Source organism: Rhodopseudomonas sp. WA056 (assembly GCF_010906995.1).
Classification (GTDB): domain Bacteria; phylum Pseudomonadota; class Alphaproteobacteria; order Rhizobiales; family Xanthobacteraceae; genus Rhodopseudomonas; species Rhodopseudomonas palustris_G.
This window is the reverse complement of sequence record NZ_QPFS01000148.1, coordinates 1-10,458: the sequence shown is the minus strand read 5'-3', so window position 1 is coordinate 10,458 and position 10,458 is coordinate 1. Positions and strand designations below refer to the sequence as shown.

Annotated in this window: 12 protein-coding genes and 1 tRNA gene; 9 read left to right on the top strand and 4 right to left on the bottom strand. The window is 60.9% G+C overall.

The genetic code is table 11. The features are described 5' to 3' along the window. Positions 1-311 precede the first annotated feature (311 nt). Positions 312-968: a histidine phosphotransferase ChpT gene (chpT, locus tag DU475_RS21175; protein ID WP_013503564.1), complete on the bottom strand. Its 657-nt coding sequence runs from the start codon at positions 966-968 to the stop codon at positions 312-314. A gap of 133 nt (positions 969-1,101) precedes the next feature. Here chpT and DU475_RS21170 point away from each other — a divergent pair, with 133 nt between their 5' ends. After that, positions 1,102-1,929, top strand: coding sequence for a 3'(2'),5'-bisphosphate nucleotidase CysQ family protein (locus DU475_RS21170; RefSeq protein WP_164633236.1), 828 nt, complete (start codon positions 1,102-1,104; stop codon positions 1,927-1,929). A 14-nt stretch (positions 1,930-1,943) separates the two neighbouring features. Here DU475_RS21170 and DU475_RS21165 read toward each other — a convergent pair whose 3' ends face one another. Beyond that, positions 1,944-2,450 carry a YHS domain-containing (seleno)protein gene (locus tag DU475_RS21165; protein WP_164633235.1) on the bottom strand — a complete coding sequence of 169 codons (507 nt, stop codon included), beginning with the start codon at positions 2,448-2,450 and terminating at the stop codon, positions 1,944-1,946. 112 nt (positions 2,451-2,562) lie between these two features. Between DU475_RS21165 and DU475_RS21160 the strand changes: the two genes are divergently transcribed. The 8 genes from DU475_RS21160 (at position 2,563) to DU475_RS21125 (ending at position 9,420) form a co-directional block, all read left to right on the top strand. Further along, positions 2,563-3,156: a DUF1134 domain-containing protein gene (locus DU475_RS21160; RefSeq protein ID WP_013503567.1), complete on the top strand. Its 594-nt coding sequence runs from the start codon at positions 2,563-2,565 to the stop codon at positions 3,154-3,156. A gap of 240 nt (positions 3,157-3,396) precedes the next feature. Beyond that, positions 3,397-4,686, top strand: a complete 1,290-nt coding sequence (locus DU475_RS21155) for a coiled-coil domain-containing protein (RefSeq protein WP_164633234.1) — start codon at positions 3,397-3,399, stop codon at positions 4,684-4,686. Positions 4,687-4,829: 143 nt separating this feature from the next. Continuing rightward, positions 4,830-4,904: transfer RNA gene (locus DU475_RS21150), tRNA-Val, on the top strand. Between the two features lie 342 nt (positions 4,905-5,246). Further along, positions 5,247-6,806 (top strand): HTH domain-containing protein, encoded by a 1,560-nt coding sequence (locus DU475_RS21145; RefSeq protein WP_164633233.1) that lies wholly within the window; start codon positions 5,247-5,249, stop codon positions 6,804-6,806. Further along, positions 6,796-7,416, top strand: a complete 621-nt coding sequence (locus DU475_RS21140; protein ID WP_164633232.1) for a class I SAM-dependent methyltransferase — start codon at positions 6,796-6,798, stop codon at positions 7,414-7,416. The genes DU475_RS21145 and DU475_RS21140 overlap by 11 nt, the downstream gene beginning before the upstream one ends. Next, positions 7,413-8,249, top strand: coding sequence for an SIR2 family protein (locus DU475_RS21135; RefSeq protein WP_205524490.1), 837 nt, complete (start codon positions 7,413-7,415; stop codon positions 8,247-8,249). The genes DU475_RS21140 and DU475_RS21135 overlap by 4 nt, the downstream gene beginning before the upstream one ends. Then, positions 8,246-8,899: a non-canonical purine NTP pyrophosphatase gene (locus DU475_RS21130; protein WP_164633231.1), complete on the top strand. Its 654-nt coding sequence runs from the start codon at positions 8,246-8,248 to the stop codon at positions 8,897-8,899. Before DU475_RS21135 ends, DU475_RS21130 begins: the two co-directional genes overlap by 4 nt. 200 nt (positions 8,900-9,099) lie before the next feature. Then, a complete protein-coding gene (locus tag DU475_RS21125) occupies positions 9,100-9,420 on the top strand; it encodes a hypothetical protein (RefSeq protein ID WP_013503570.1) in 321 nt (106 codons plus the stop codon). Between the two features lie 165 nt (positions 9,421-9,585). Here DU475_RS21125 and DU475_RS21120 read toward each other — a convergent pair whose 3' ends face one another. Together DU475_RS21120 and DU475_RS21115 are read right to left on the bottom strand one after the other, a co-directional pair. Beyond that, the gene (locus DU475_RS21120) at positions 9,586-10,017 is read right to left on the bottom strand and encodes a DUF5413 family protein (RefSeq protein ID WP_013503571.1); all 432 of its coding nucleotides are present in this window, start codon (positions 10,015-10,017) and stop codon (positions 9,586-9,588) included. A 106-nt stretch (positions 10,018-10,123) separates the two neighbouring features. After that, the coding region (locus DU475_RS21115; RefSeq protein ID WP_246700380.1) for a thiamine pyrophosphate-dependent enzyme at positions 10,124-10,458 on the bottom strand (335 nt) is incomplete at its 5' end.

Genomic DNA, 10,458 nt, shown 5'->3' with positions numbered 1-10,458 from the left:
GGAAAATATTGTCCAATATCTTCGCGTTGTTCGGCTCCTGCTCGAAACGGACCAACTGGTTGTCGACCGTGTCCAGGCTCTCGAAAGTCTCCGTCAAAAACTCACGAAGAAGATCGTCCATACGCGTGGCCTTCACTGCACGCGGGCACGCGACCGTCGCCAATGCCCGACTAATGCGGCCACTGTGTGCGGAAAGCGTTTAATATTGGTTGCGGGCCGCAGGACGATGCGGCGGAAGTTCAAATAGTTAGGGCCTTCGTACGATCACGAGGCCCGCCGTCAATACAACGTTCACTATATCGAAGCGCCGCTCAGGACGCAGTTACCACCATGGTGTCGGCTTCCGGCGCCAGCGAAACGGTCAATCCGCAGGCCTGCGCCAACAGCCGCGTGTAGTACGGCTGCACGCCGTGCGACTCGATCGGACCGCTCTGCGTCCCGTTGAGCAGATCGACGATGTTGTGCGGCGTGCGGGCGTTGATCCCCGCCGCAACGATGCGGAACGACAAATTGTCGCCCTCGCCGATCGGATCGATCGTCAGCGTACCGCCGCGCGGAATCGTCTGCTGCGCGATGATCAGCATGTTGAGCAGCAGCTTGACCCGGTTCTTGGCAAGCAGCAGCCTGGGCAGATTCCAGGTCAGCTTGGTCTTGTCGTCTTCGAGATGACCGCGCGCCATATTCTGGGCGTCGCCGAGATCGATCTGGGCGCCGGCAGAGCCGGCCGCGCCGAACGCCAGCCGGCAGAACTGCAGCCGCGCCGACGCCGTCTTGGCGCTCTTGCGGATCAGATCGAGGGCGAAATCGCGGTCTTCCTGCTTGGAGCTGTCGTCCAGCACCTCGAGGCCATTGACGATCGCACCGACCGGGCTGATGAGATCGTGACACACCCGCGAACACAGCAGCGCTGCCAGTTCCAGCGCGTCGGGAGCGGGAGCCTGGACAGCGGGAGAAAGGGTGTCGGACATCAGTCTGTTCCTCGGAAAACCGCTCGCAAGACGAATCAGCCTTGGTTAATGGCTTGATACACTGCGGCCGCTGGCAGTGCCAACACAACGGTCCGGCACCGACCGGACCACCGATGGAGGATGACACAGCTTGATGACTGCCGCGTTCGAACAGCCCGCCGTCGTTTCCTCCGAGCAGGCCGCCGCTTTGCTTGCGCCGCTGACCGAGCTGGTGCTGCGCGCCGGAGCCGCGATCATGGCGATTTCACGAGATACGCCGGTGCTGCACAAAGGCGACGGCTCGCCGGTGACGGCCGCCGATCTCGCCGCAGACCGGGTGATCGCCGAAGGGCTGGCCGCGGTCGCGCCGGATTTGCCGGTGCTGTCGGAAGAATCTTGCAGCGGCGGGCGTCCGAGCTCGGGCAGCTTCTTCGTGGTCGATCCGCTCGACGGCACCAAGGAGTACATCGCCGGCCGGGACGAATTCACCGTCAACCTGGCGCTGGTGAGCGACGGCGTGCCGGTGCTCGGCATCGTCGGTGCGCCGGCGCTCGGATTGGCCTGGCGCGGCGTCGCCGGTCACGGCGCCGAGCGGCTGACGCTCGCGGCCGACGGCCGCAGCTTCGCCGCCGAGCCGATCCGGACGCGGCCGCTGCCCAAACCGGGCGAGCCGTGGGTCGCCACGGTCAGCCGCTCGCATCTCGATGCCGCCACCGTCGCCTTCATCGACGCCCGCCCCGGTGCGGTCCACGCGACGCTGGGATCGTCGCTGAAATTCTGCCGAATCGCCGAAGGCGAGGCCGACATCTACCCGCGGCTGGCATCGATCTGTGAATGGGACATTGCGGCCGGCGCCGCGCTGGTCATCGCGGCCGGCGGCAAGGTCACCGACACCAGCGGCGCGCCGCTGCGGTTCGACGAGCCGCGGCCGAACTTCATCGTGCCGGAGTTCATCGCCTGGGGCGATCGCAACGGACGCTAGATCGGCGGCGGCGTCTATTCGGAGAGCGTTGCCAACAGTCCCGGCCAGCGCTCGCGGGCGTCGTGGAGATAGCGCTCCGGGCTGGCCGCGAAGGCGTCGCGGTTTTCCTCGCGGTCAAACAGATACAGCCGCTGGCCGCTGATCAGCCAGACCCGCGCATTGCCGGCCAGCGGCACGCCGCGGGCCACCGCCACCGGATCATAGCCGCCGAATTGCGGGCCGTAGATGTCCGGCCGGGCGAGGAAGAACTTGCGATTGTCGTCGTTGCAGAACCGCCAGACCACGCCGCTGGCGGACGCTTCGAACTGCGCTTGGCCTTGCCGCGGCTCACGATCGGTGAAATATGCCACCGGATCGAACCCATCGATCGCAAGCCCGGTGTTGCGGTCCGCCACCACGCGCTCGGTGGTCGCCGCTTGTACGCCGGGCGAGGATGCGGCTGCGATCAGGCCGAGCGACAGCAGTCCGATCAAGGCGATTCGAAGGCGCATCTGGTTCCGTTCCTGCCGTTGTGCCGTCATAGTTGCTGCCGATAACGTTTCGAGTCGGGGACAAACGCCGCTACCTAGAAGGACGCCTCTCAGCATCCGGTTAAAGTGGCGCAGGGGATTTGAAGACCCAGGGGTGAATTCCATGAGCTTCGTGACGCGTCGCGCCGCGCTGGCCTTTGTTGCGCTGGCAGCCCTGAATTTGCCGGCCATGGCCCAGCAGCAGCCCATGCCGCCGAAGGCTCCCGCCGGCCCGAATACCTATGGGCCGGACGAACTGGTCGGCGCAGGCCATCGCTTCTTCGGAAATGTCTCGCGCGGCCTCGCCTCGGCGATCGAGCGTGCGGTGAGCCAATGGGGCCTGCCCAACGGCTATGTGCTCGGCGAGGAAGGCTCCGGCGCGTTCGTCGCCGGCCTGCGCTACGGCGAGGGAACGCTGTACACCAAGAACGCCGGCGATCTGAAAGTGTACTGGCAGGGCCCGTCGGTCGGATTCGACTGGGGCGGCAACGGCGCCCGCACCATGACGCTGGTCTACAACCTGCCGTCGACCAACGCGATCTATCAGCGGTTCGGCGGCATCGACGGCTCGGCCTATGTGGTCGGTGGCTTCGGCATGACCGCGCTGACCGCCAACGGTATTGTGTTGGTGCCGATCCAGTCCGGCATCGGGCTGCGGCTCGGTGCCAATATCGGCTACCTGAAGTTCACGCCGACCGCGACCTGGAATCCGTTCTGATCCGGCCCGGCGGCCCGGACCACAGCCTGGGCGCGTAGCCCGTCACCGGTTCCCGTTGATGCGGCAATGCACTGGCGTTGATACGCCAGCTTATGGCATTGTGCCGCAAATGGATTTGCGGCCGGGCGGTGACGTTTGCCCGCACCATGAGCGGTTCATCGTTTCGAATTCGCGCCGACGCGGTCCGCGCCAGCTCAGCGGGCCGTGCGCGCATTGCCAGAGCGCGTGTGGGAGACATCGATGGTCGAACAGATCATGTATCTGGCGATCGGCTTTCTGGTCGCGATGCTGCTGGCGTTGATGATCGCCCCGCTGGTGCACAATCGCGCAGTGCGGCTGACCACGAAGCGGCTGGAGGCGGCGACGCCGCTGTCGATGGCGGAGATCCAGGCCGACAAGGACCAGCTTCGCGCCGAATTCGCGATGTCGGCGCGGCGGCTGGAGATGAGCGTCGACCAGCTCAAGAACAAGACCACCAGCCAATTCGCCGAGATCGGCAAGAAGACCGACGCGATCAACCGCCTCAAGCTCGAACTCGCCGAGAAATACGCTGCGATCGAGACGCTGCAGGCGAGCGAGGCCGCGTTGCAGGAGCAGCTTCGGACCGCCGAGCAGAACTTCGCCGCCAGGACCGAGGAGCTGCGCAGCGCCGAGGCCACGCTGGCCGAGAAGCAGGCCGAGATCGTCCGCCTCGGAGCCGAGCTGACCGAGCGATCGACGATGGCCGACACCAGGCAGATCGAATTGGTGGCGCTGCGCACCCAGCTCGAGGAGCTGAAGGCGCGGATCACCGACGCCGAGAAGGCCTTCGCCGACGCCCGGACCCGGCTGGAAGCGCAGCGCGGCGAATCCGCCGCCACCACCCAAGAACTGGACGAGGCGCGCGGCCGCGTCGAGGCCCTGAGCCAGCGGGTCGGCGAACTCGACCGGCAGTTGCTGCTGCAGGTCAAGGAAGCCGAGCTGCTGGGCGGCCGCGTCCACGAGCTGGAAGAGCGGCTCGCCGCCCAGAGCAAGCTGCTCGCCGAACGCGAATCCGAGAACAACCAGCTCCGCGCCGCCAACGAGGCCGCGCTGCGCACCGTCGGCGAACAGCGCAACGAGCTCGACGCCGCCAGCCGCAAATCGCCGGACCTCGCCCGCATCCGCAACGACAAGGCCGCGCTGGAAGATCAGCTCGCCCAGGCCCGCGACGAGCGCGCCAGGGCGCAGCGCGAGCTGGTGGCGCTGAAGCAGCAGGCGGAAAGCTCGTGGGAAACCGAGCGGATGGAGAACGCGCTGCTGCGCGAGCGGATCAACGACATCGCCGCCGAGGTCGCCAAGCTGGCGATCACGCTCGAAGGCCCGGATTCGCCGATCCAGGCGATGCTGACGGCGCAGCCGGCACCGGCCAGGCCGGCGAAGGGCGGCAAGGCCGCCAACGGTACCAAGAGCGCCGGCGCCACCGTCGCCCCGGTGGTGACAGGCGGCACGCTGGCCGATCGTATCCGCGCGCTGCAATCCCACGCCTCGCGCGCCCGCCAGACCGGCTGACCCGCGCCGCATCCGGCGACGATCTGGGCAAATCTGCCGAAGCCGGCCGTTGCCGCTTGACACCCCCGCCCCGCACTTCGTAAATCGCGCCTCTACGGTGGTTCGACCGGCCGCTTCGCGGCCCCTAGTCCCCAACCGGTCCCGGGCGCATAGCTCAGCGGGAGAGCGTTCCCTTCACACGGGAGAGGTCCAAGGTTCGATCCCTTGTGCGCCCACCATTATCCTAATCCGTCACAGCCCAATCAAGCCAGCTTGTCTGCCTCGTTTGTTTTGAGGGCAGAGCAAGACGGATACTGAACATCACGCCTGATTATCTACGGGTCTGAACGGACCACACACCTGAAAACTCCTTGAGCTCCCGAGGCACCAATTCAAATCCCGCCGTAAATGGCCGATCTGATCATTGGCGCCCAGCTCCACGGTGCCGCACGACGCACAGGTTAGCACTTCAGCTGACGCGCCGACGAAATTACACAATCAACAGGAGTTATCGACAACCGCCTTCAACCCGCCCGAAGTAACGAGTAGAATAATCACTCCATTTTGCAAACTGGACTCCTGTGGACGACATTACTTACCTCTGGGTGGCACAGACCGTTCTTCGGAAGCACAGAAGGCCGTTGAAGGCGCGCGAGCTCGTGAACTATGGGCTGGAGGATGGTCTTTTCCCTGCCACCGGACTCAGCCGGACTCCCCAGAAATCGATGCAAGCACGACTGAGCCTGGACATCCTGAATAACCCATCATCAGCCTTCGTTAGAACCAGCAGGGGCAAGTTTTTTCTTCGAGAGCTCCTACAAAATTATGAAGGCGCACCAGGGGGAAAGTCCCAGCCACTCAAGATCTACACTGCCGAAAGACGCGAGCCGATCGCCTCAACAGAAAACGTCCTATGCCTCTCGCAAGGCTATTGCTCCAAATACTTGGATTTTCAGGGAATCGACCGCATTGGCGTCAGCGACCCCCTTATGTTTATTCGCAACTCAGATTTTGAATATCTTCCGCGGACACTCGCAGAAACCCGCAATGACTACAAACAAGTGATCACCTATACCGTCATTCAGCATCAATCAAAAATACTCTCGTTTCGGAGAGGCCTCTACAATCGAGCCGCCAGCTTCCTTAGAGGCGCTCATTGCGTGGGTTTTGGAGGTCACGTTACTGACGACGACCGCACACTCTTCTCGGTGAACGATTTGGGAATCCGCCAGAACGCAGCCCGAGAGATCGGAGAAGAGCTTCTGCTCCCAAGCGGCCGCCCCAACATCGATCCACACGCACTCGAATATCTAGGCATTATCAACGACAATTCATCGGACGTCGGCGTTCGGCATTTCGCCGTTGTTATGCGTTACTGGGTTGAAGACTGGAGCAATTGGAGACGAGTGTCACGCGGCGAGGCCTCGATAAATCGCCTACGCTGGCTCGATACGATTGAAGACACCATCAACCTGTCCGACTTCGAATACTGGTCGCAGCTAACAATTCGAAAATTCTACCCCAGCTCAATGGCAATGGTGCCAGGGTTCAAGATTCAGAACCGAAGCGCTTTCGGGAAACCGCATATCCTATGCATTGTCGGATCAATCGGATCGGGAAAATCTGCCACAAGCAAATTCTTTGTCCAGCGATATGGCTATACCGAGATAAACAGCGGCAATATCTTGGCGAAGCTGATGGGCATCCCACCCGTCCCCGAGTCCCCCCGTCACGATTTTCAATCTGCAGCTCAACGATTCATCGAAACAACGGACGGCCCCACAACTCTTGGCTCTAGATTGGCGCACGAAGCTGAACAAGCAAATACACCGCGCGTGCTGATCGACGGAATTAGACACCCTCAGACATTAGAGGCATTGAAGAGCACCAGCCAGCTACCTGTCGTCATGCTCTACGTTTACACCCCGCCCGACACAGCCTTCGAAATGTATCGCGATCGCGAAGGACATGGAGAGCAGGCAACGACACTCTCCGCGTTTATCGCGCTATATACAGCCCCCGTAGAGAGTCAAATTAGATACATGATTGGAGAAGCCGACATCATCACCTTTAACTGGTTTGGACTTGGCGCATATGAGCAAGCATTAGAGCAGCTGACAGAGAAACTGAATGGCCGATGAGACAAGATGCGGCGGATACGACGACGGCTATCTCGCCGTACCTTGCTTCTGGGGATCCTCACCCGGAAGCCTCGTAAAGAAGTACCTCAACTCTAAGAATGCTTCCGGATTCAGAGTGCTTGATGTCGGCGCAGGCGAAGGCAAGAACGCGGCAGCATTTATCGAAGCCGGCGCCAAAGTTGATGCATTAGAGATTTCCGCAGCGGCAATTACGAACGGAAAGGCAGCTTTCACTTGCCTACCCATTAATTGGATCAACGCCAACGTCCTATCTTTCGACCTCCCAACCGACCACTACGACGTCGTCATTTCTTACGGCCTGACCCACTGCCTCGCTTCACCCGACGAAGTACGAACCGTCCTTTCTAGGACTAAGAAAGCCCTAAAAAAGAACGGCTCTTATCTGCTTGTCACGTTCAATGACGGCAGCCACGACTTCAGCGCTCACCCAAATTTTGAGCCTCTTCTTCTCCCTCACGATTGGTACTTACAGCAATTTTCAGACTGGACCCTTCAATACTCGAGCGACACACTTTTGCATGAAACACATCCTCACAATCAAATACCACACCACCATTCGCTCACCCGCTTAGTGGCGGAACGACCATGAAGACGACATGTCCTGGAGAATTGAAAAAGCTCTACCGCCAAGGCCGCGTTCTCCCGTTTATCGGCGCAGGCGCCTCGATTTCCGTAAATTGGAGATCTGACAACGGTGAGAAGAACGGTCCATCGTGGTCCAAAGTTATTGACGAGGCATGTAGACAACTTGGGTACGACGACCCCGACCTCTTGCGGTATCGAGGGACGGACCTCCAAATCTTGGAATACTTCGGGACAAAGATTGGAAATTTTGCACCATTGACGAATTGGCTTGTTCGACGACTTGATGCGCCCGACGAAGCCATTAAGAGATCCACGATTCATTGCGCTCTCGCACGCATGATGAAGTGTTCGAAATTCTACACCACCAATTATGATGATTTCATCGAACGAGCGATCCGCCTCTCCGGCCGAACAGTTCAGGTTGTTTCTGGAGAACGAGACATGGGCGGATCCGGAAATGAAGTCGAAGTCGTCAAATTTCATGGTGATTTCAATTCACCGAACCAGATGGTTTTTTCTGAAGGACATTACTACCAACGAATGCGCCTAGAAGACCCGCTTGATCTAAAGCTTAGGTCAGACCTACTCGGACGCGCAGCCGTCTTTATCGGCTACAGCTTCAGAGATCTGAACATTGGATATCTCTTCGACTTTTTGAACGCGATGCTGAAAACGCTTCCTAATAATCCGTCCGGCAGAAGGGCCTATATAATCGTACACAATCCCTCTGACTTTGAGTACACACTTTTCCGCAGGCGAAACATGGATGTGATTCCAACCTTCGGAGATGACCGAACACTTGGAATTGTTGAAGCTATCGACGACCTCATCTCATGAAGCAGGCAACAATATTCTACGCGACACGTAGCGTCTTCAAAAAGGAAGAGCTGTCGATCATTTCCGCCGCGACCGAATTTAAGCACGCGGACGGAAGGATGATGAAAATCGGAGAGCTTATCGACTTTCGATTATCACAAGTTCCTACGGACGAACCACTTGAGATCGATTTGGAAGCCATGGTTCGTCACAAAGCTCGCTCGGCATATCAGCGACTTTTGGCGCCATGCATCGTGGAGCACGCAGGGATAGTACTGGATGCTCACTTGGACGCCGGTTATCCGGGCGGCCTGACACAACCCATGTGGGACGCCTTGACGCCCGAGGAGTTTTTAACGCGCACCGGTTCGCGAGGGGAAGGAGCGATAGCCAGGGCTGTTATTGGGTACTGCGACGGCATGTCCATTCGGACATTTTCAGGCGAGACACACGGGACGATAGCTAATGAGGCGCGTGGGTCTCGAAGTTTCTATTGGGACGTGGTTTTCTGCCCCGATGGACAGGGGGGAAGGACTTACGCTGAGATTGCAGAAGAGAAGGATGGCGGCCTCGCCGCGAAGCTCTTGATATCGCAATCGGCGAAGGCAATCTCATCATTTGCCTCCTTCTTGTCTAGCCAAACCAGCGAGGGTCTTTTTGATCTGGGGTGAGCCGTCCTCATTATCTGATCTGGAGATGTATTTTCTCTTCAGTGAGCTGCCCCGTACCCGCCCCCTGCACGAACCGCCGCGCCACCACGCCGCACACCATCGCACCGCAGCAATTGATCCGGCACAATGCGGCCGCACTGCACGCTCGTTTAGCGACGATCGCAGATGGCATCTGTCCATCGTCGGGAAGGGAGCGATCCATGCCTCACACCATCGATCAGAAGATCAACGCGTTGCTCGAGCAGGAGACTTCGCTGCGGCAGTGGCTGGAGCAGATCCGGGCGCTGACCAAGGACGCCCGCGGCTCCACCGTGATCGCCGGCCTGACGCAGAAGGAGACCGAGGAGTTTCTGCTGCTCAGCCCGCTGGTCCGCGCCTTCGACAGCGGCATGACCGCCGACCATGCGGCCGCGGCGCGGGCGCGCCATGCCGAGCTGAAAGCCAAGCTCGAAGGCGCGCTGCAGGACAATGCGATCGAAAGCCTGAGCGGCTGGGGCGAAGCGGCGGCGGGAGCCCGCTGAGCGAACAAGACACCGCCCGTGCGGATGGTTCGAGACGGCGCGACGCGGCTTCTCACCGTGGTGCCGTGCCTGTCGCACGTGCCCGACAGCCAGCCTGCGATGACGTGACGGATTTCGCTGCGCTCAGCCCATCCTGTGGGGGTGGTTCGCTGAGTGCCGGCCCGCTCACGCCGAGGCTTGCTTGGTCTCGGCGGTGACGGGCGCGCAGAATTTGTGCGCCAGCCAGGACGACAGCATCGCCGGCACCAGGCCGACCAGGCCGTACAGCACGAATTGCAGGACGCCGGCATCGGCGCCGCGATTGCCGTACATGAAGGCGGTGGCGACGAAGCCGATCACGCCGACGATCACCACGCGGACGGCGGGACCGATGCGGCGGATGTGGCAGACGATCTCGTCGATCGCCGCCATCATCAGCGCCGGCAGCAGGCCGAACAGATAGCTGTATTGCAGCGACTTGAACAACACGACGAAGAACTTCTTCACTTCCATCAGGTTGGTGTGCGCCCAATAGCCCGACAGATAGGTCGTCGCGAACAACAGCAGCAGACCGCCGATCAACGGACCGATCGCAGCAAAGATCAGATAGCGCTTCATGCCAGCTCCACCCGCGGCCATGCCCGGCCGCGGCGGCAGGCTACGTCGCCGGCGACCGGTTCGACAACTGTCCGAAACGCGAATCCGCAGGACGGCGCCGGCGAGACTACATCTGCACCGCGATCAGGTTCGGGCCGCCGCTGGAAAGGCCGGCGGCGAGCGCCGCGTTCAGCTCGTCGGCGGTCGACACGTTTTTGGCCGGCACGCCCATGCCCTTGGCGAGCGCCACCCAGTCGAGATCCGGGCGGTCCAGCGTCAGCATGTCCTCGGCGCGCTGGCCGGGCTTGCCGGCGCCGACGCCGTCGAACTCGCCGCGCAGGATCTGATACTTGCGATTGGCGAACACCACGGTGGTGACGTCGAGATTTTCGCGCGCCTGGGTCCACAGCGCCTGCACGGTGTACATCGCGCTGCCGTCGCCGACCATGCACCTGTCTCTTA

What these genes read in the sequence shown, in the direction of transcription:
- chpT (WP_013503564.1), bottom strand. Translation starts at nt 968, where the DNA reads ATGTCCGACACCCTTTCTCCCGCTGTCCAGGCTCCCGCTCCCGACGCG.
- DU475_RS21170 (WP_164633236.1), top strand. Translation starts at nt 1,102, where the DNA reads ATGACTGCCGCGTTCGAACAGCCCGCCGTCGTTTCCTCCGAGCAGGCC.
- DU475_RS21165 (WP_164633235.1), bottom strand. Translation starts at nt 2,450, where the DNA reads ATGACGGCACAACGGCAGGAACGGAACCAGATGCGCCTTCGAATCGCC.
- DU475_RS21160 (WP_013503567.1), top strand. Translation starts at nt 2,563, where the DNA reads ATGAGCTTCGTGACGCGTCGCGCCGCGCTGGCCTTTGTTGCGCTGGCA.
- DU475_RS21155 (WP_164633234.1), top strand. Translation starts at nt 3,397, where the DNA reads ATGGTCGAACAGATCATGTATCTGGCGATCGGCTTTCTGGTCGCGATG.
- DU475_RS21140 (WP_164633232.1), top strand. Translation starts at nt 6,796, where the DNA reads ATGGCCGATGAGACAAGATGCGGCGGATACGACGACGGCTATCTCGCC.
- DU475_RS21135 (WP_205524490.1), top strand. Translation starts at nt 7,413, where the DNA reads ATGAAGACGACATGTCCTGGAGAATTGAAAAAGCTCTACCGCCAAGGC.
- DU475_RS21130 (WP_164633231.1), top strand. Translation starts at nt 8,246, where the DNA reads ATGAAGCAGGCAACAATATTCTACGCGACACGTAGCGTCTTCAAAAAG.
- DU475_RS21125 (WP_013503570.1), top strand. Translation starts at nt 9,100, where the DNA reads ATGCCTCACACCATCGATCAGAAGATCAACGCGTTGCTCGAGCAGGAG.
- DU475_RS21120 (WP_013503571.1), bottom strand. Translation starts at nt 10,017, where the DNA reads ATGAAGCGCTATCTGATCTTTGCTGCGATCGGTCCGTTGATCGGCGGT.